This is a genomic window from Bradyrhizobium sp. LA2.1, from assembly GCF_040547725.1.
In the GTDB taxonomy this organism is placed as follows: Bacteria; Pseudomonadota; Alphaproteobacteria; order Rhizobiales; family Xanthobacteraceae; genus Bradyrhizobium; species Bradyrhizobium barranii.
The window spans coordinates 361,951-380,083 of record NZ_JBEPQI010000005.1; the positions used below are offsets into that span (position 1 = coordinate 361,951).

At 63.7% G+C, this 18,133-nt stretch carries 18 protein-coding genes; 7 read left to right on the forward strand and 11 right to left on the reverse strand.

Going from position 1 to position 18,133, the window contains the following annotated elements; genetic code table 11:
- Positions 1 to 251 precede the first annotated feature (251 nt).
- Both ABIB95_RS12080 and ABIB95_RS12085 read left to right on the forward strand, forming a co-directional pair.
- A complete protein-coding gene (locus ABIB95_RS12080; protein ID WP_354119416.1) occupies positions 252 to 1,883 on the forward strand; it encodes an SUMF1/EgtB/PvdO family nonheme iron enzyme in 1,632 nt (543 codons plus the stop codon).
- 17 nt (positions 1,884 to 1,900) lie between these two features.
- A complete protein-coding gene (locus ABIB95_RS12085; protein WP_354239531.1) occupies positions 1,901 to 2,347 on the forward strand; it encodes a DUF4399 domain-containing protein in 447 nt (148 codons plus the stop codon).
- Here ABIB95_RS12085 and ABIB95_RS12090 read toward each other — a convergent pair whose 3' ends face one another.
- The 10 genes from ABIB95_RS12090 to pqqA all read right to left on the reverse strand — a co-directional run bounded on the left by ABIB95_RS12090 (position 2,348) and on the right by pqqA (position 12,473).
- On the reverse strand, positions 2,348 to 3,403 hold the full coding sequence (locus tag ABIB95_RS12090; RefSeq protein WP_063981419.1) for a 2-oxoacid:ferredoxin oxidoreductase subunit beta: 1,056 nt from the start codon (positions 3,401 to 3,403) through the stop codon (positions 2,348 to 2,350). It lies immediately after the preceding gene.
- Positions 3,400 to 5,247 (reverse strand): 2-oxoacid:acceptor oxidoreductase subunit alpha, encoded by a 1,848-nt coding sequence (locus ABIB95_RS12095; protein ID WP_354239533.1) that lies wholly within the window; start codon positions 5,245 to 5,247, stop codon positions 3,400 to 3,402. The genes ABIB95_RS12090 and ABIB95_RS12095 overlap by 4 nt, the downstream gene beginning before the upstream one ends.
- Positions 5,217 to 7,016, reverse strand: a complete 1,800-nt coding sequence (locus ABIB95_RS12100; protein WP_063981421.1) for an FAD-dependent oxidoreductase — start codon at positions 7,014 to 7,016, stop codon at positions 5,217 to 5,219. The genes ABIB95_RS12095 and ABIB95_RS12100 overlap by 31 nt, the downstream gene beginning before the upstream one ends.
- Positions 7,017 to 7,251: 235 nt before the next feature.
- Positions 7,252 to 7,929, reverse strand: a complete 678-nt coding sequence (locus ABIB95_RS12105) for a hypothetical protein (protein ID WP_354239535.1) — start codon at positions 7,927 to 7,929, stop codon at positions 7,252 to 7,254.
- 143 nt (positions 7,930 to 8,072) lie between these two features.
- Positions 8,073 to 9,059 carry a prolyl aminopeptidase gene (gene pip, locus ABIB95_RS12110; protein WP_354239537.1) on the reverse strand — a complete coding sequence of 329 codons (987 nt, stop codon included), beginning with the start codon at positions 9,057 to 9,059 and terminating at the stop codon, positions 8,073 to 8,075.
- On the reverse strand, positions 9,049 to 10,242 hold the full coding sequence (gene pqqE / locus ABIB95_RS12115; protein ID WP_354239539.1) for a pyrroloquinoline quinone biosynthesis protein PqqE: 1,194 nt from the start codon (positions 10,240 to 10,242) through the stop codon (positions 9,049 to 9,051). Before pqqE ends, pip begins: the two co-directional genes overlap by 11 nt.
- Positions 10,239 to 10,550, reverse strand: a complete 312-nt coding sequence (pqqD, locus tag ABIB95_RS12120; protein ID WP_028147039.1) for a pyrroloquinoline quinone biosynthesis peptide chaperone PqqD — start codon at positions 10,548 to 10,550, stop codon at positions 10,239 to 10,241. The genes pqqE and pqqD overlap by 4 nt, the downstream gene beginning before the upstream one ends.
- Positions 10,551 to 10,562: 12 nt before the next feature.
- Complete coding sequence (pqqC, locus tag ABIB95_RS12125; RefSeq protein ID WP_249143149.1) at positions 10,563 to 11,318, reverse strand: pyrroloquinoline-quinone synthase PqqC; 756 nt, start codon at positions 11,316 to 11,318, stop codon at positions 10,563 to 10,565.
- Positions 11,319 to 11,338: 20 nt separating this feature from the next.
- Entirely contained in the window at positions 11,339 to 12,268 is a 930-nt protein-coding gene (gene pqqB, locus ABIB95_RS12130) for a pyrroloquinoline quinone biosynthesis protein PqqB (RefSeq protein ID WP_354239543.1), read from the reverse strand.
- 124 nt (positions 12,269 to 12,392) lie between these two features.
- Entirely contained in the window at positions 12,393 to 12,473 is an 81-nt protein-coding gene (pqqA, locus tag ABIB95_RS12135; protein WP_007595659.1) for a pyrroloquinoline quinone precursor peptide PqqA, read from the reverse strand.
- A gap of 248 nt (positions 12,474 to 12,721) precedes the next feature.
- On the opposite strand from pqqA, the gene ABIB95_RS12140 reads away from it, so the two are divergent.
- From ABIB95_RS12140 to tarD, 5 genes are all read left to right on the forward strand, one after another.
- The gene (locus ABIB95_RS12140; RefSeq protein ID WP_063981427.1) at positions 12,722 to 12,979 is read left to right on the forward strand and encodes a DUF6894 family protein; all 258 of its coding nucleotides are present in this window, start codon (positions 12,722 to 12,724) and stop codon (positions 12,977 to 12,979) included.
- A 212-nt stretch (positions 12,980 to 13,191) separates the two neighbouring features.
- Complete coding sequence (locus ABIB95_RS12145) at positions 13,192 to 14,592, forward strand: amidase family protein (RefSeq protein ID WP_354239545.1); 1,401 nt, start codon at positions 13,192 to 13,194, stop codon at positions 14,590 to 14,592.
- Positions 14,593 to 14,594: 2 nt separating this feature from the next.
- The gene (locus tag ABIB95_RS12150; protein WP_166343961.1) at positions 14,595 to 15,071 is read left to right on the forward strand and encodes a glutathione peroxidase; all 477 of its coding nucleotides are present in this window, start codon (positions 14,595 to 14,597) and stop codon (positions 15,069 to 15,071) included.
- A complete protein-coding gene (locus ABIB95_RS12155) occupies positions 15,068 to 15,325 on the forward strand; it encodes a DUF3297 family protein (RefSeq protein ID WP_015684132.1) in 258 nt (85 codons plus the stop codon). Before ABIB95_RS12150 ends, ABIB95_RS12155 begins: the two co-directional genes overlap by 4 nt.
- A gap of 137 nt (positions 15,326 to 15,462) precedes the next feature.
- Positions 15,463 to 16,632, forward strand: coding sequence for a D(-)-tartrate dehydratase (gene tarD / locus ABIB95_RS12160; RefSeq protein ID WP_354239547.1), 1,170 nt, complete (start codon positions 15,463 to 15,465; stop codon positions 16,630 to 16,632).
- A gap of 296 nt (positions 16,633 to 16,928) precedes the next feature.
- Here tarD and ABIB95_RS12165 read toward each other — a convergent pair whose 3' ends face one another.
- On the reverse strand, positions 16,929 to 18,074 hold the full coding sequence (locus ABIB95_RS12165; RefSeq protein ID WP_354239549.1) for a DUF418 domain-containing protein: 1,146 nt from the start codon (positions 18,072 to 18,074) through the stop codon (positions 16,929 to 16,931).
- Positions 18,075 to 18,133 lie beyond the last annotated feature (59 nt).

The following is an 18,133-nucleotide window of genomic DNA, read 5'->3' on the forward strand; positions in this document are numbered from 1 at the left end:
ATTCGCCTGCATCGGGTAAGATGCCGCGCATCGCAGCGGCGGTCGAAGCAGGCATAGGCTGCGCTGCCGGGTGGTCGCGCGAGCCTTAGTCCGCTGTCGGTCCGCGAAGGTTCAATCCTTGCCGCGATTCCGCCCGGGAACTCGGCGCCGCTGATTTCTGCGAGATTGTCGCGGATCATCAATGTGATAGTCTTCACAGACAGCTGAAATTCGATGTCGTAAGCTCACCCGCGTTTGTGGAGTTCCCCGCAATGGGCGAGATTCGTAACTTCAGATCCGGAAATCATGACGAGCCGCCTCCACACGGCTCGATGCCTCGTCGTCTCGCCGCAATCATCGTCGGTGACATCGCTTCCTACAGCCGCTTGATGCAGGCCGACGAGGAAGGCACGCATGTTCGCGTCAAGCGGATCGAGCGGGATCTCATCGAGCCCAGCATCGTCGAACACCATGGAACGTTGGTGAAGACGACGGGAGACGGCTTCATCGCGATCTTCGACAGTCCGGTCGAGGCCGTTCGCTGCAGCATCGTCATTCAGCAGAATCTCGTCGGGCGCAACGCTTCGCTTCCGAAGGACTCCCGGATCGAATATCGGATTGGCGTCAATCTCGGTGACGTCATCGTGGAGCCGGACGACGTCTACGGCGACGGCGTCAACATCGCCACGCGCATCGAGGGTATCGCCGAGCCCGGTCAGGTCTACATCTCCGGCGCGATCTACGAGCAGATCAAACACAAGGTGGTGTGCGGCTATGAGTCGCTCGGCGACCGCAAGGTCAAGAACATCACCGATCCGGTGCGTGTCTATCGCGTGCTGCCGGACGCAGATGCGGTCGGGAGGACGCGAGGCCGGCGCGAGAATACCCTGATCTTCCTTCTGGGCATCACGCTCCTCGTGATCGCTTCCGGTGTGTTGTGGTATCTGCTGGCGCAGCCGTCGGGCAGGGTGAACCAGCAGGCCGCCGCGCCGACTGCGGCTCCGGTCGCATCACCGAGCCCGCAACCTGCACCGCGAGAAGCCGCGACACAAACGCCGCAGCCGTCTCCTTCATTGGCGGCATCGTCTCCATCGCCCGCTCCGGCGCCAAGTGCTCCGGCGCCAAGTGCTTCAGCGTCGAGTGCTCCGGCGCCAAGTGCTTCCGCGCCAAGTGCTTCGGCGTCAAGTGCTTCGACGTCAAGTCCAGCACCAAGCCCATCGGCCACGCCGTTCCGCGAACCCGAGATGATCGCCATTCGCGGCGGCAGCTTCGCGATGGGAAGCAATGACGATCCGACCGAACGTCCCGTCCACCAGGTCACGGTCAAGCCGTTCTCGATCGGAAAGTATCCGGTGACCGTGCAGGAATGGAACGAATGCGCGGCTGCAAAGGCGTGCGGCTTCACCGCCATTGGCAAGGACGATGCGCCGATCACCAATGTGAGCTGGACCGACGCGCAGCAATATGCGGCCTGGCTCGCGCGGACCACAAAGAAGTCGTATCGGCTTCCGAGCGAAGCCGAATGGGAATACGCCGCGCGCGGCGGGACGCAGACGAAATATTGGTGGGGCGACAAGCTCCAGCCGGGCATGGCGGGATGCAAGGATTGCGGTGACCTCGCGGCCGAGCAGCCGGCGAAGGTCGGCAGCTTCAAGCCGAACCCGTTCGGCCTCCACGACATGGGTGGCGGTGTCGATCAGTGGGTCGAGGACTGCTGGCGCAGGACCTATCAGGGCGCACCCGGTGACGGCTCGGCATGGACCGGCGGGGACTGCTCGTCGCATGTCCTGCGCTCGGGTTCATGGAAGAACGATTCGAGATATGTGAGGCCGTCCAACCGCGATGGCTACGATACCAATGTTCGTTATCCGACGCATGGATTCCGCGTTGCGCAAAGTCCTTAAGTGGTGGAGTCATTTCGATGCAGATCATTCGTTGCGCCGCCTTGGCGGCGGCGCTCGCATTGCTTCCAGGCGTCGCCTATCCGCAGGGCAATACCGCTCCCAAGGATGCCAAGCTTTATTTCATCACCCCGCGTGACGGGCAGAAGGTTCGGGGCGGGTTCTGGGTCCGGTTCGGCTTGCGCAATATGGGCGTGACGCACGCCGGCGACGAGTACCAGAACGCCGGCCATCATCATTTGCTGGTCGACGTCAACGATCCCATCGATCCCAAGGAGCCGATCCCGCAGGACAAGTCGCATCTGCACTTCGGGGCGGGGCAGACCGAAACCCTGCTCGAACTTCCACCCGGGATGCACACGCTGCAGCTGGTGCTGGGCGACGCGAAGCACTATCCGTTCGAGCCGCCTGTCGTATCGGAGAAGATCACCATACGTGTCAGGCAGCCGGTCGAGCGCGGTCGATGATCACCGCAGGCTGGCGTTGAACTTGTCCAGCGCAGCCGAGCCCGGGCACAGCGTGTCCGCCTCCAGCGTATTGAGCGGCGTCTCGACCGTGTTGAGATGCGTGTGCAGGTCTTCCGCATCGGGATCGACGTAGAGCAGACCGGTGACGATCTGGCCCTTGGCGGCGTGCTTCTGGAGGAAGGTCTGGGCGCCGAGGCGGTCGTGCGGGTCGTAATCCGCGTCGATCTTGCGCAGCGCGATCTTGCTGCCGTCGTGCTGCTCGACCACCTGCACCGTTCCCGGCGCATACTCGACGGCGATGGGATCGCGGCCGACCAGCACGTCGAGCCGGTTCACGGCGTCATTGTGCTCCCGCACATAGTCGAAGCTCTTGGTCGATCCGGCGTGGTTGTTGAAGGCGATGCAGGGGCTGATGACGTCGATGAAGGATGCGCCCTTGTGGCCGATCGCGGCGGCGATCAGCGGCACCAGCTGGCTCTTGTCGCCGGAGAACGAGCGCGCGACGAAGGTGGCCCCTAGCTGCAGCGCGATCGCGACGAGGTCGATCGCGTTGTCGGTGTTGGTCACGCCTTTCTTGGACTTCGAGCCGCGGTCGGCGGTCGCCGAGAACTGGCCCTTGGTCAGGCCGTAGACGCCGTTGTTCTCGACGATATAGGTCATGTTGACGCCGCGCCGGATCGAATGCGCGAACTGGCCGAAGCCGATCGAGGCGGAATCGCCGTCGCCGGAGACGCCGAGATAGATCAAATCGCGGTTGGCGAGGTTGGCGCCGGTCAAGACCGACGGCATGCGGCCGTGCACGGAGTTGAAGCCGTGCGAGTTGCCGAGGAAATAGTCCGGCGTCTTCGACGAGCACCCGATGCCCGAAATCTTCGCGACCCGATGCGGTTCGATCGAGAGCTCGTAGCAGGCTTCGATGATCGAGGCCGTGATCGAGTCGTGGCCGCAGCCGGCGCACAGGGTCGAGATCTTGCCCTCGTAGTCGCGGTGCGTGTAGCCGAGCTCGTTCTTCTTGAGGCCCGGATGATGGAACTTCGGCTTGGCAATATAGGTCATGACACGGCCTTGCGGAGCGGGGTCACCTTGAGGTGATCCTGGTGGTCGCCAATGGCTTTTGCGATGTAGCGGGCGGTGATCGGGGTGCCGTCATAATGCACGATCGGCACGAGGCGCACCGGGTCGATGCCGTTCTCGTTGACGATGAGCTGGCGGAGCTGGGCGTCGCGGTTCTGCTCGACCACGTAGACGAAGTCGTGCTCGGCGAGGAAGCTCGCCACGCTCGAGTGGAACGGGAAAGCGCGGATGCGCAGGCGGTCGAGCTGATGCCCGCGCGCCTCCAGCAGGCCGATCGCCTCGTCCATCGCGGGCGAGGTCGAGCCGAAATAGATCACGCCATATTTGGTCGGTCGTTCCGCGTTGGCCTGGAGCGGGCGCGGGACCAGGTCCTGCGCGGTCTCGAACTTGCGCACCAGACGCTGCATATTGTCGGCATAGACCGAGCCTTCCTCGGAGTAACGCGCATAGCGGTCGCGCGAGGTGCCGCGGGTGAAATAGGAGCCCTTGGTCGGATGCGTGCCGGGATAGGTGCGGTAGGGAATGCCGTCGCCGTCGACGTCGAGATAGCGGCCGAAGTCGCGGCCTTCCTCCAGCATCTCCGTGGTCATCACCTTGCCGCGGTCATACTGTTTCGCGTCGTCCCACTTCAGCGGGCGGCAAAGACGGTGGTTCATCCCGATGTCGAGGTCGAGCATCAGGAAGATCGTGGTCTGGAGCCGTTCGGCAAGATCGAATGCGGCCGCCGCGAACTCGAAGGCCTCAGCCGGATCTTCCGGGAACAGCAGCACGTGCTTGGTGTCGCCATGCGAAGCATAGGCGCAGGCGATGATGTCGCATTGCTGGGTGCGGGTCGGCATGCCGGTCGAGGGACCGGCGCGCTGGATGTTCATGATCACGGCCGGGATCTCCGCGAAATAGGAGAGGCCGATGAACTCGGTCATCAAGGAGATGCCGGGGCCGGAGGTCGCGGTGAAGGCGCGGGCGCCGTTCCAGGAGGCGCCAATGACGATACCGATCGAAGCCAGCTCGTCCTCGCCCTGCACGATCGCGTATTTCGCCTTGCCGGTCTCAGGGTCGTGCCGGTACTTCTTGCAGTGGGCGGTGAAAGCCTCCGCCACCGACGAGGACGGTGTGATCGGATACCAGGCGCACACGGTGGCGCCGCCATAGACCGCGCCGAGCGCGGCGGCGCTGTTGCCCTCGATGAAGATGCGGTCGCCGACCTTGTCGGTTTTCTTCACCCGCAGCCCGATCGGGCATTTCAAGTTCTGCAGCGCCCAGTCGCGGCCGAGATGCAGCGCATGGACGTTGGAGGAGAGCAGCTTCTCCTTGCCCTTGTACTGCTCGCCGATCAGCTGCTCGATCAGCTTCGGGTCCATGTCGAGCAGCGCCGAGAGGCTGCCCAGATAGATGATGTTCTTGAACAGCTGGCGCTGGCGCGGATCGGTGTAGGTCGAGTTGGTGATCGCGGTGAGCGGCACGCCGATCACGGTGATGTCGTCGCGGAATTTGGTCGACGGCATCGGCTTGGTGGAATCGTAGAACAGATAGCCGCCGGGCTCGATGCCGGCGACGTCCTTGTCCCAGGTCTGCGGATTCATCGCCACCATCATGTCGACGCCGCCACGGGCGCCGAGATGGCCGTCTTCCGTCACCCGCACCTCGTACCAGGTCGGCAGGCCCTGGATGTTGGAGGGGAAGATGTTGCGGGGGGAGACCGGAACGCCGTGGCGCAGGATCGCGCGCGCGAACATCTCGTTGGCGCTGGCCGACCCCGAGCCGTTGACGTTGGCGAAACGGACGACGAAGTCGTTTACGCTGCTGAGCGGCTTTTTGTCGGACATGTCGAACCTGCGTAAGTCATCTCGATGAAATATTTCTGCATGTCCCAGGCTCCGGTGGGACAACGCTCGGCGCACAGCCCGCAATGCAGGCAGACGTCCTCGTCCTTGACCATCACGCGCCCGGTCTTGAGGTCGCTGGAGACGTAAAGGTCCTGGTCCGGATGCGGCGAGGGCGCCTTCAGCCGCTGGCGCAGGTCGCTTTCCTCGCCATTGTCAGTGAAAGTGATGCAATCCATCGGACAGATGTCGACGCATGCGTCGCACTCGATGCAGAGCGAGGTCGAGAACACGGTCTGGACGTCGCAGTTCAGGCAGCGCTCGGCTTCGCCCAGCGCCAGCTTGACGTCGTAGCCGAGCTCGACCTCGGTTCGGATGTCCTTCAGCGCAATCACCTTGTCGCGATGTGGAACCTTGAAGCGCTTGTCGTTGGAGATGTCGTTGTCATAGCTCCATTCGTGGATGCCCATCTTCTGCGAGGAGATCTGCACCTCCGGCAGCGGCCGTTCGGTGATGTCATCGCCCGAGAGCATCTTGTGGATCGACAGCGCGGCGTCGTGGCCCTGCGCCACGGCCCAGATGATGTTCTTCGGGCCGAACGCGGCGTCGCCGCCGAAGAACACTTTCGGATTGGTCGAGACGAAGGTCTTCGGATCGACCTTGGGCATGTGCCATTTGTCGAACTCAATGCCGCAATCCTGTTCGATCCAGGGGAAGGCGTTCTCCTGGCCGACCGCGACCAGCACGTCGTCGCAGGGAATGGTCTGATCGGGGTCGCCCGAAGGCACCAGATTGCGGCGGCCTTTGGCGTCGTATTCGGCTTTGACGTGCTGGAAGGTGACGCCGATGAGCTTGCCGGCGACATGCTTGAATGCCACCGGCACCATGTAGTTGAGGATCGGAATGTCCTCGTGGATCGCGTCTTCCTTCTCCCAGGGCGAGGCCTTCATCTCCTCGAAGCCGGAGCGCACAATGACTTTCACGTCTGCGCCGCCGAGGCGGCGCGCGGTGCGGCAGCAATCCATCGCGGTGTTGCCGCCGCCGAGCACGATCACGCGCTTGCCGATCTTGTCGATGTGGCCGAACGACACCGAGGACAGCCAGTCGATGCCGATATGGATGTTGGCGGCAGCTTCTTTCCGGCCGGGAACGTCGAGCTCGCGTCCGCGCGGTGCGCCGGAGCCGACGAAGATCGCGTCGTATTTCTCCGCGAGCAGCGCCTTCATGCTCTCGATGCGGTGGCCGCCTTTGAATTCGACGCCGAGATCGAGGATGTAGCCGGTCTCCTCGTCAATGACCGAATTGGGCAGGCGGAATTTCGGGATTTGCGTGCGCATCATCCCGCCGGCCTCGGGATCGCCGTCGAACACGGTGCAGTGATAGCCGAGCGGGGCAAGATCGCGCGCCACCGTCAGCGAGGCGGGGCCGCCGCCGACGAACGCAACGCGCTTGCCGTTCTTAGGCGAGGGGCGCGGCAGGCGTTGCCTGATGTCGTCCTTGAAATCAGCGGCGACGCGTTTGAGGCGGCAGATCGCTACCGGCGTTTCCTCGACGCGTCCGCGACGGCACGCCGGCTCGCATGGACGATCGCAGGTGCGTCCCAGAATTCCGGGAAACACGTTCGATTTCCAATTGATCATGTAGGCGTCGCTATAGCGGCCTTGTGCGATCAGTCGGATGTATTCGGGAACCGGGGTGTGTGCAGGACAGGCCCACTGGCAATCGACCACTTTGTGAAAGTAGTCGGGGGCCGCGATATCGGTCGGTTTCATTCCTACCCTGTCCGCACAGGCCCAAAGACCCGGCGGCCTTTTCTTGAGCTTGGCGAACGCTAATGCGCGTCGATCTGGTTTATGAATGACGTCATTGGGTTAGCTTATTAGAACCGTTCCGAAGTACAACGGCAAATTTAGGCGATCACCTGCTTTCATAGGTGCTGCGCGCGCTCAGCATTAACGGCCGCGCGCAAGATGCGTGCGGTGCAATATGTTGCGTTGCGGATGGCCGCTAGCCGGGCGCGATATCGCTCTTCGCGAGATCCCACATCAGGCTGTAAGTGCCGACGGAGACGGGAAGCGGGAAGGGCGATGCGGCGGGGCCGGTGAAGCGTTCGGCAATGACAGCGGAGACCGCGCCGACATGCGTGCCGTCGATCAGCACGAACCAGTCGCGCGCGCCCTCATTGCGCACCGCTGGAATGTCTGCGGTCGCGCCCGACAATTCCGGCTCGCTTTCGAGCAGATGCATCGAGATGATGCCCTCGCGCTCCCCCGGCGTCAGGTTTTCGTGCAGTGCATCACGCCATGTCCCGGCGTTGTCGGCGCTCGGCCGGAGCCGCACCAGCCCGAGTGCAGCGCCGCGACCGGTGCCCTTGCTGATGGTGATGCGCGCGACCACGCGCAGCATGTTCTTGAAATGCGCCATGGTCCGCCGCGACCATTCGGTCTGGTTGGCGAGGCGGGCCCGGTAGGCGGGACTGTCGAGCACGTCGAGCGTCGCGGTCGAGTACAGCGAGAGATATTTGGGATTGGCGGCATGCGCGACATAGCGCCGCGCCTCCAGGAACCCCTCGATCGCGACGCGCTCTTCCAGATGTTCGCGATCGTACCAACGGTTGAAATCGGCTTCATCTGGAACGTCGATGTTCATCGACGTCAGCAGCATGCCTTGCCCGGCGAGCGGCATTGTTCTTGTCCTTCCCATTCAGACCCTCATGGTGGGGAGCCACGAAGTGGCGTCTCGAACCATGAAGGCCCCGCTGCTAGATCCGGGCCTTATCCTTCGAGACGCGCTCCTTTTGGAGCGCTCCTTAGGATGAGGAGATCGATCTAGCGCGCGGCTTTCGACGCGAGATCGGCAATCGACTTCATGACCGCGTCCCGCACCCCGGCATCATAGAGCGAATGTCCGGCTTCTTCCACGATCCGAATCTCGGAACCCGGCCAAACTTTCGCAAGCCGCTCGGATGTCTCAGGAGGGCACAACAGATCGTAGCGGCCCTGTACGATGATGCCGGGAATGCCAGCGAGCTTGCCCGCATTCCGCAACAGCTGGTTGTCCGTCATGAAGCTGTCGTGGACGAAATAGTGCGCCTCCATGAATGGCGTCGCCGGCAGCGTGCGCCACACGTTCAGCGATGCGAGGTCCAGCCGCGTCTTGGCCGCCTTGTGCTCAGACAGGACGCGCTCGGTGTCGTGCCAGGCCCGCGCTGTGGGACCATGCACGGCCGGATCGGCATCGAGGATGCGGCGCCAATAGGCGTCCACCGGGTGTGCGCGCTCATCGGGCGGCAGCACGCTGAGAAAATCCTCGTAGAGCGCTGGATAGAATTGTGACAGGCGCGACGTGAAAGCGGTTTCGACCTCGGCGCGGGTGCCCAGGAAGGTTGCACGGAGCGCGATGCCGGAGACGCGCTCGGGATGGGCCTGCGCATAAGCCAATGCCAACGTCGCGCCCCAGGAGCCACCGACGACCATCCAGCGGTCGAAGCCGAATTTCTCGCGGATCTTCTCCATGTCCGCGATCAGATGCTGCGTCGTGTTGTGCTCGCGCGATCCCTTCGGACGGCTGCGGCCGCAGCCGCGCTGGTCGAACAGAACCGCGCAGAAGCGTTCGGGATCGAACAGCTTGCGATGGTCGGGCTGGCAGCCAGAGCCGGGCCCGCCATGCAGGTAGACTGCGGGAATGCCATCGGCGCGGCCGACGCTCTCGACATAGAGCTCGTGGCCGTCGCCGACGTCGAGCATGTCGGAGGTCAGCGGCGCAAAGGGATCGGCGCGTTTGGCCGCTGCGGCCGCGTCGGCGTCAGGCATCATTCCCGGATTCCAGAGTGCCGCCGGCGAAATTGCGATAGAGGAAGCGGCTGGTCTCGCCCTCGGCTTCGCGCTCGGCCTGCTTGAAGATGGTCTCGTGCAGCGGCGACAGCGCGCAGGCCGGATCGGTGTTGGCGGCGTCGCCCGTCAGCGCAAAGGCCTGGCAGCGGCAGCCGCCGAAATCGATCTCGCGGAATTCGCAGGACTTGCACGGCTCCTTCATCCAGCCGGTGCCGCGATAGCGGTTGAAGGCATCCGAGTTCTGCCAGATCCAGGCGATCGAATGATTGGAGCGCACGGATTCGAAGTCGAGCCCGGTGATGCTCTCGGCGGCGTGGCAGGGCAGCACCTTGCCGGCGGGCGAGATGTTGAAGAACTGCCGGCCCCAGCCGCCCATGCACTTCTTCGGCCGCAGCGCGTAATAGTCGGGCACGACGTAATCGATGGCGAGCGTGCCCTTCAGCCGCTCGCGCGCCTCCTCGACGATGCGGGTGCATTCATCTAACTGCGCCACGGTTGGCATCAAGGCGGCGCGGTTCTTCAGCGCCCAGCCGTAATATTGGACATTGGCGACCTCGAGCCGGTCGGCGTCGAGGTCGATCGACATCTGGATGATGTCGGAGAGCTGGTGCAAATTCTGCCGGTGCATCACCGCGTTCACGGTGAGCGGCAGATCGAGCTCGCGGGTCCATTTCGCCACTTCGAGCTTCTTGCGGTGTCCGTTCTTGTAACCGGCGACGCGGTCGGCGAGGCCTTCCTCGACACCCTGGAAGCTGATCTGCACATGGCAGAGGCCGGCGTCCGCGAGCGCGCTGAGCCGCTCGCGCGTCAGCAGCACGGCCGAGGTGATCAGATTGGTGTAGAGGCCGGCGTCGCTGGCATGCTTGACCAGCTCGACGAGGTCTTTCCGCGCCGTCGGCTCGCCGCCAGAGAAATGCACCTGGAGTACGCCGATCTCGGCGAGCTCGCTCAGCACCTTCTTCCATTCGTCGGTGGTCAGCTCCTTGCCGGAGCGGTCAAGCTCGACGGGATTGGAGCAATAGGGGCATTGTAGCGGGCAGCGATGGGTGATCTCGAGCAGCACCGCGAGCGGAATGCCGAACGTCTCCGCTGTCGAGCGTTGCTTCTCCAGCACCGCGAGGCTGTCGCTGATGTCGGCCGGAAGATTGCCGAGCAGGTCGCTCATGACGTCTTCTCCCGGGCTTCGGTGAGAAAGCCCTTGTCGGCGAGATCCTGGAGCATGACAATGACGTCGGCCAGGATCGCTTCGCGCGGCGCGGCGTATTTCGCGGCCAGCTGGTCCGCGACGTCCCCGACATTGCGCTCGCCGTCGCAGAGCTGCAAGACCTCGACCGCGATCTCGTCGGGCGCCAGCACCCGTTCCGGCGCCAGGATCACCCAGACCTTGCGCGTCTCGTCATATTTCAGTTTGGCATGCCGCGGCAGCACCGGGCGGCTTGCCTCGCTGACGCTGATGTTCCGCGGCCCGGCCATTGCGATTGTCCCTCAGCTCGCTTTGGGCACAAACGCGCCCGGCGGAATGTGGCCCTCGACATAGGCGTGCTGGAGTGCGTCGAGCTGCACCCACAGCACGTTGGTCTTGAAGATCAGCGCGTTGCACACCTGCGCGCGCTGCTCCGGCGTCGTGGCGTGCGCCTTGACGTAGTCGAGCGCGAAGCCGGCATCGCGCGGCGCCTGCGCCAGCCGCCGCTTGAAGTAGCTCATGATATCAGGATTGACGAAGTCGTAGTGCTCCAGCATGCCGGAGATGCGCTCCTCGTGCAGGTTCGGCGCGAACAATTCGGTGAGCGAGGAGGCGATCGCCTCCAGCGGGCTCTTCTCGCGGCAGTAATGGACATAGGCTTCGACCGCGAAACGCGTCGCTGGCAAGATGCCTTCGGTCGATTCCACATAGGCCGTGTCGAGACCGAGGCCTTCGGTCAGCTTCAGCCAGCGCTCGATGCCGCCCTCGGAGCCGACGTCGCCGTCATGGTCCTCGATGCGGTGGCGCCATTCCAGCCGCGTGGCGCGGTCGCGGAAGCGCGAGATCACGACGGCGTCCTTGATCGGGATCGTGCTCTGGTAATAGTAGCGATTCAGCGCCCAGGCCTGTACCTGGCCCTTGTTCAGCTTACCGCCGTGCAAGAGCTTATGGAACGGATGCAGGCTGTGATAGCGCGTCGCCCCGATATGGCGCAGCGTCGCCTCAAGCTCCTCGGCCGAGTTGAGCCTGATGTCCTTGCCGATCGAGAGCGCGGTCATTCCAGTCATGGACGCGGCATTCACAGCACGATCTCCGTTCCGTCGGCGGGTATCCGCCAGCCCGCGGCCTCGAGCGCTTTGCGCTCGGGCGTATCGGGCAGCAGCGCCGGATTCGAGTTATTGATATGCAGAAACATCTTCCTGTCGAGAGTGAGGTCGGCGAGGCGCGAGATCGCGCCATCGTGACCGGACATCGCGACATGGCCCATGCTCTTGCCGGTCTTGTGGCCGAGCCCGGCCTTGATCATCTCGTCATCCTGCCAGACCGTGCCGTCAAAGAACACCAGCGCGGCGCCGTCGATCTCGGCCTTGAGCGCGTCGGTGACCTCGGCGCAGGCGGCGATGAAGTAGAAGCACTTGCCGGTTGATTTGTCCGTGATCTTGAGCCCCAGCGTATCGCCGTCGCCGCTCTCACCGCCGGGATGCGCCTTGCCTTCCAGATACCAGGCCGACTTGCCCGGCACCGCGAAGGGCAGCACCTCGAGGCCCGAGCGCGTGCCATCAGGCAGCCGTGGCTCGAACGGCTCGTGGATAGAAATCGGCTGGCGCTGTACGTTCTTCTCGTTCAGCACGTTGAAGATGCTGTTGCTCTTCAGGATCGCCAGCACCTTCTGATGCGCATAGACCGTGAAGGGCGAGCCCTCGCGCATCGACAGCAGGCCCGCGACCGCATCCACCTCGCTGTTGGTCAGGATCACGCCTGCAACAGGCGTATGGCGCAGCGCGCCGGCCTTGGGATGCAGCTGCGGCGTGGCGTTCAATTGCTGGCGAAGATCGGGGGAGGCGTTGATCAGGAACCAGTGCTCGCCGTCGCCACTGAAAGCGACCGAGGCCTGGGTTCTCTGAAGCTCCTGGCCATTTTCACGGGCCGCCCGGCAGCCCTCACACCCGCAATTCCATTGCGGGACTCCGCCGCCGGCCCCGGCGCCCAGGACGACGACGCGAAGCATAATACGTCTCCTGGAGGGAACGTCGCGAGGTGGATCTCAGGCCGACACGGACGCCGACAAAGTTCGTGTCTTCCGGAAACCGATCGTGACCGAAAGATCCACCTGCGCAGAAACCACCAACCGCTTACTTGCGGGTGGCGCTCACATACATGTTGATTTCCATGCCACAGGGCACTTCGACGATCTTCGGGGCTTTCCAAGCCATTTTGGCTCTCCATTTTCACGAATTCGGACGTATCCGCCCAACGGTTAAAGTAATGCGAGCGGAAAAGTTCGCTAGTGAAATCTTCCCGAGAAAGCCATGTTGCGCCGCGAAAATGATGTTTGAACATCACTTCCCGTGATGCTGCCTTGCGCGTGGCGCATTCGGTCGCGAACCCTGTCCTGATAAAGCAGTTGTGAGTGCAGTGCAGCTTTCAATCCGGTACAGGCCTCCCAATTTGGACCCTCGTGATGCCCAGATACTTCTTCAACACCCGCATCGGCGACGAATTGATCGTGGATCCCGACGGAGAGGACCTGCGTAACCCCGATCGCGCCTGGGAGGTCGCCCGCCAGATGATCCTGGAGGTGGTGAAGTCGGAGGGTGCCCAGCCGGCGCTCATGGAGGCCGTCATCGAGGTGACCGACGACGACGGGGAGATCGTGCTCGAATTCCCGTTCACCGAGGCCCTGCTGGACATCCCGGATCAGTCCGCGACCAGGCATTGAGGCCCCCGCGCTCTCCCCCGTCATTGCGAGGAGCCCTTGCGACGAAGCAATCCAGACGGTCTCCGCGGAGGGATTCTGGATTGCTTCGCTGGGCTCGCAATGACGGAGAATGAGGCACCACCCGACGCCAAACCCGCTCTTCCTTCCCGCGAAATCCGCATGGCTTTGCTGCGTTCCCGGCGCTAAAAGACGCCGGTTAAACGGAGCAAGCCATGCAAGATCTCTGGCGCCTGTCGGCCGCCGACCTCGCCACCCTCGTCAAATCCAAAAAGGTCTCCGCCAGGGAGGCGGCCAAGGCCGGTTTGGCCCGCCTGGACGCCGTCAATCCCCAGCTCAACGCGGTGATCGACCACCGGCCGGAGGACGTGCTCAAGCAGGCTGACGCCGTCGATGCCGCCATCGCCCGGGGAGAAGATCCCGGTGTGCTCGCCGGCGTGCCCGTCACCATCAAGGCCAATGTCGACCAGGAAGGCTTTGCCACCACCAACGGCCTGAAACTCCAGCGCGACCTGATCGCGCGCGAGGACAATCCGGTGGTCGCCAATTTCCGCAAATCCGGCGCCATTCTGCTCGGCCGCACCAATTGCCCGGCCTTCTCCTATCGCTGGTTCACCACCAATCTGGTCCATGGCGACACCAAGAACCCCCGCGACGCCTCGCTGACGCCGGGCGGCTCGTCCGGCGGCGCCGGCTCGGCGGTCGCGGCCGGCATCGGCCATATCGCCCACGGCACCGATATCGCCGGCTCGATCCGCTATCCCGCCTATGCCTGCGGCGTTCACGGCCTGCGCCCGACCTTGGGCCGCATCCCCGCCTTCAACCCGGCACTGCCGGAGCGTCCGATCGGGCCGCAGATCATGGCCGTGTCGGGCCCGCTGGCGCGCACGGTCAACGATCTCAGGATCTCGCTCGAAGCCATGTCAGCCCGCGACATCCGCGACCCCTGGTTTGTGCCGGCGCCGCTGGAGGGCCCCGCGCGGCCGAAGCGCGCCGCGCTTTGCCTCAACCCGGACGGGCTTGCCACCAAATCGGAGGTGAAGGCCGCCGTGACTGACGCCGGCAAGCGGCTGGAGCGCGCCGGCTGGACTGTCGAGGTCATCGAGAACACGCCGCCGATGCGCGAGGCGGTCGAGTGGCAGAGAAAACTCTGGCTTGGCGACGGCTATGAGGCGCAGCTGGAGATGGCTGAGCGCGAAGGCGATCCCGGTGCGCTGGCCTGCCTGCGCGGCAATCGCGCCAAGGTCACGCCGATGGACCAGGCGGACTACGCCAAGGCGCTCACGCGCCGCGCCACGCTGACCCGCGACTGGATGCTGTTCTTCGAAAAATATGCAGTGGTGCTCACGCCGGTGTCCGGCGAGTTGCCGTTCCCGGATCATCTCGACCGCAAGGACAACGAATCCTTCGAGCGCGTCTGGGAGGCGCAGATGCCGCAAATCGCGACCCCGTTCATGGGACTGCCGGGCCTCGTGGTCTCCACCGGTCTGGTCGGAAAGGCGCCGGTCGGCGTGCACATCGTGTCCGGCCGCTATCGCGAGGATCTGTGTCTGCTCGCAGGCGAAGCGATCGAGGCGGGCGGCGTGCCGCCGTCGCCGATCGATCCCGTGGGTTAGCGATGTCTGTGATCTACGACTTCAAGGCCAACTCGCTTCTCGGCGAGGAGGTGCCCATGCGCCGTTTCGAAGGGCAGGTGCTCTTGATCGTCAACACCGCGAGCAAATGCGGCTTCACGCCGCAATATCGCGGGCTCGAGGATCTCTATCGCGACCTCTCGCCGCGCGGCTTCTCGGTGCTCGGCTTTCCCTGCAACCAGTTCGGCGCGCAGGAGCCGGGGCCGGCGAGCGAGATCCAGGCCTTCTGCTCCACCAACTACGACGTCACCTTTCCCCTGTTCGAGAAGATCGACGTCAACGGCGCCCACGCGCACCCTCTGTATGAGTACCTGAAACGCCAGCAATCCGGCCTGCTGGGTGCCTCCATCAAATGGAATTTCACCAAGTTCCTCGTGGACCGTGCCGGCAAGGTGATCGCGCGCTACGCGCCGACCGCACGGCCGGAAGGACTGCGGAATCAAATCGAGACCCTGTTATGAGCGAGACAATCATGAGCGACGAATTTCCGGACCGCCTGTCGGTCGACCCGAACAGCCCCTATTACAACGCGGATATTCTCTCGCGCGACGTCGGCATCCGCTTCAAGGGTGTCGAGAAGACCAATGTCGAGGAGTACTGCATCAGCGAAGGCTGGGTCCGCGTCACCGCCGGCAACGCCAAGGACCGCCACGGCAATCCGCTGACGATCAAGGTGCATGGTCCGGTCGAGCCGTATTTCAGGGATAAGAAATAAGCGCTCGCATACTCTGTCCTCGTCATTACGAGGAGCGCAGCGACGAAGCAATCCAGGGTCTTTCCGCGGTGACAGTCTGGATTGCTTCGCTCCGCTCGCAATGACGAACGTCTCTCACCGTTAGCGAAAGCCACCCCATGTCCGTCCGCATCGTCGACGTCCGCGAGATCACAAAACCGATCTCATCGCCGATCCGCAACGCCTATATCGACTTCACCAAGATGACGACGAGCCTCGTCGCCGTCGTCACTGACGTCGTCCGCGACGGCAGGCGCGTCGTCGGCTACGGCTTCAATTCCAACGGCCGCTACGGGCAGGGCGGCCTGATCCGCGAGCGCTTTGCCTCGCGCATCCTGGAGGCCGATCCGAAGTCGCTGCTGAATGCGGCCGGTGACAATCTCGACCCCGACAAGGTCTGGGCCGCGATGATGACCAACGAGAAGCCGGGCGGCCATGGCGAGCGCTCGGTCGCGGTCGGCACCATCGACATGGCGGTGTGGGACGCGGTGGCGAAGATCGCAGGCAAGCCGCTGTTCCGGCTGCTCGCCGAACGTCACGGCGTGAAAGCAAATCCGCGCGTCTTCGTCTACGCCGCCGGCGGCTACTACTATCCCGGCAAGGATCTCTCGATGCTGCGCGGCGAGATGCGCGGCTATCTCGATCGCGGCTACAACGTCGTGAAGATGAAGATCGGCGGCGCGTCGATCGAGGACGACCGCACCCGCATCGAGGCGGTGCTGAAGGAGATCGGCAAGGACGCGCAGCTCGCGGTCGATGCCAATGGCCGCTTCGATCTCGAGACCGGCATCGCCTACGCCAAGATGCTGCGGGACTATCCGTTGTTCTGGTACGAGGAGGTCGGCGATCCCCTCGACTACGCGCTGCAGGCCGCGCTCGCCGAATTCTATCCGGGCCCGATGGCCACGGGCGAAAACCTGTTCAGCCACCAGGACGCGCGCAACCTCATCCGCTACGGCGGCATGCGTCCCGACCGCGACTGGCTGCAATTCGACTGCGCGCTATCCTACGGCCTCTGCGAATACCAGCGCACGCTGGAGGTCCTGAAAACCTACGGCTGGTCGCCGAGCCGCTGCATCCCGCACGGCGGCCACCAGATGTCCCTCAACATCGCAGCCGGCCTCGGCCTCGGCGGCAACGAGAGCTATCCCGACCTGTTCCAGCCCTACGGCGGCTTCCCGGATGGTGTGCGCGTCGAGAACGGCCACATCACCATGCCCGACCTGCCGGGCATCGGCTTCGAAGGCAAGTCGGATCTCTACAAGGAAATGAAGGCGCTGGCGGAGTAGGATTGGGCTCGACGGCCGCGCCGACACCCTCCGTCATTGCGAGCGCAGCGAAGCAATCCAGAGTCTTTTCGCAGAGGCAGTCTGGATTGCTTCGTCGCTGCGCTCCTCGCAATGACGGCGGGGAGAGCGGCGCCTCGCGCCGATACCCCGCGCAGACCTCGGCCAGCGATTGCGTCAGGTGCTGCCACACACTCCGTCTTTGCGAGCGCAGCGAAGCAATCCAGAATCTTTCCGCGGAGGCAGTCTGGATTGCTTCGTCGCAAGTGCTCCTCGCAATGACGGCGGAGGGACCTTGGTCACTGCACGCCCTCCACCCGTGACAACAACATCGGCTGCAGTGCACCATACATCAGCGTGCGCCACAGCCATTCGATCGGGCCGTATCGGTAGTGGCGCAGCCACCATGCGCTGAACAGCACCTGTCCGACGTAGACGGCGATGCCGATAGCGAGGGCCTGGGTGATGCCGAGCCGTCCGAACAGGCCAAGGCCGTAGCCGTAGAAGATCCAGCCGAAGATGAGCGATTGTGCGACGTAGTTGGTGAATGCCATCCGGCCGAGCGGCGCGGCCCAGCCGAGCAGCCTCTTGCCGCGTCCGAAACTGGCGATGAAGAGGATGGCGGCACCATAGCCCAGCGCCAGCAGGATGTTGCCGAGCGGCTCGATGCCGACGTAAAGCAAGGCCGCGCCGAGACAGATAGCCGGAAGCGCGATGACGAGCAGGCCGCGGGCATTTTGCAGAATGCCGCTCCGCCAGGCCAGCGCTCCGACGAGAAACAGCCCGATCGTGCGCAAGAAGACGAACGCGTGCAGGGACGCGATGAGAGGAATTTCGCGGAGACGAAACGCCAGCACGTCGAGGAAGCCGCCCGTTGCATAGATGCGATTTGCATCCATGACGTCCCGCCAGATCGCGGTCCTGCCGGGAAACAACCCCGCGGGCGGAAAGGCCTGCATGGCCAGATACAGCGCGAGAGACGCCAGCGCGGCGAGCGTCAGCAACCAGCGCGGGCCAAACAGGAACGGCAGTACGATGAATCCCGCCAGTGCATATTCGGTGAGGATATCGCCGTTCCAGATCAGGCACAAATGAATGACGCCGAACACCAGCAGCACAGCGAGCCGCCGCAGGAGCAGGAAAGTGCGGCGCTCGCTGTTCGCGAGCCGGTCGAATTGAATGGCAAGGCCTGCGCCGAACAGCAGCGAGAACAGCGCAAACGCCTTGAGCTCCACGGCCTGCGTCAGGATCGTTTCGACGGCGCGATCAACCGGCGAAGCAAGCGTTCTGGCACCAAGAAACTGCTCGAAGATCGAAATGCGAAATTCCATGACCACGTTGATGGCCATGACGCCGAACAGGGCAATGCCCCGCAGCACGTCGATGGCGTCGATCCGGTCCGAGGGGCTTATTGGCCGAGGAGACGCGGCACCATCGGATGTCATGGAAGAATTCCAATTGTAGCTCAACGACGCGTGGCGCGGGGCGAGATGCCTGCCACAGG

Excerpts from the sequence above, each read along its gene's own strand:
- ABIB95_RS12080 (WP_354119416.1), top strand. The coding sequence starts at position 252 with ATGGGCGAGATTCGTAACTTCAGATCCGGAAATCATGACGAGCCGCCT.
- ABIB95_RS12085 (WP_354239531.1), top strand. The coding sequence starts at position 1,901 with ATGCAGATCATTCGTTGCGCCGCCTTGGCGGCGGCGCTCGCATTGCTT.
- ABIB95_RS12090 (WP_063981419.1), bottom strand. The coding sequence starts at position 3,403 with ATGACCTATATTGCCAAGCCGAAGTTCCATCATCCGGGCCTCAAGAAG.
- ABIB95_RS12095 (WP_354239533.1), bottom strand. The coding sequence starts at position 5,247 with ATGTCCGACAAAAAGCCGCTCAGCAGCGTAAACGACTTCGTCGTCCGT.
- ABIB95_RS12100 (WP_063981421.1), bottom strand. The coding sequence starts at position 7,016 with ATGAAACCGACCGATATCGCGGCCCCCGACTACTTTCACAAAGTGGTC.
- ABIB95_RS12105 (WP_354239535.1), bottom strand. The coding sequence starts at position 7,929 with ATGCCGCTCGCCGGGCAAGGCATGCTGCTGACGTCGATGAACATCGAC.
- pip (WP_354239537.1), bottom strand. The coding sequence starts at position 9,059 with ATGATGCCTGACGCCGACGCGGCCGCAGCGGCCAAACGCGCCGATCCC.
- pqqE (WP_354239539.1), bottom strand. The coding sequence starts at position 10,242 with ATGAGCGACCTGCTCGGCAATCTTCCGGCCGACATCAGCGACAGCCTC.
- pqqD (WP_028147039.1), bottom strand. The coding sequence starts at position 10,550 with ATGGCCGGGCCGCGGAACATCAGCGTCAGCGAGGCAAGCCGCCCGGTG.
- pqqC (WP_249143149.1), bottom strand. The coding sequence starts at position 11,318 with ATGACCGCGCTCTCGATCGGCAAGGACATCAGGCTCAACTCGGCCGAG.
- pqqB (WP_354239543.1), bottom strand. The coding sequence starts at position 12,268 with ATGCTTCGCGTCGTCGTCCTGGGCGCCGGGGCCGGCGGCGGAGTCCCG.
- pqqA (WP_007595659.1), bottom strand. The coding sequence starts at position 12,473 with ATGGCTTGGAAAGCCCCGAAGATCGTCGAAGTGCCCTGTGGCATGGAA.
- ABIB95_RS12140 (WP_063981427.1), top strand. The coding sequence starts at position 12,722 with ATGCCCAGATACTTCTTCAACACCCGCATCGGCGACGAATTGATCGTG.
- ABIB95_RS12145 (WP_354239545.1), top strand. The coding sequence starts at position 13,192 with ATGCAAGATCTCTGGCGCCTGTCGGCCGCCGACCTCGCCACCCTCGTC.
- ABIB95_RS12150 (WP_166343961.1), top strand. The coding sequence starts at position 14,595 with ATGTCTGTGATCTACGACTTCAAGGCCAACTCGCTTCTCGGCGAGGAG.
- ABIB95_RS12155 (WP_015684132.1), top strand. The coding sequence starts at position 15,068 with ATGAGCGAGACAATCATGAGCGACGAATTTCCGGACCGCCTGTCGGTC.
- tarD (WP_354239547.1), top strand. The coding sequence starts at position 15,463 with ATGTCCGTCCGCATCGTCGACGTCCGCGAGATCACAAAACCGATCTCA.
- ABIB95_RS12165 (WP_354239549.1), bottom strand. The coding sequence starts at position 18,074 with ATGACATCCGATGGTGCCGCGTCTCCTCGGCCAATAAGCCCCTCGGAC.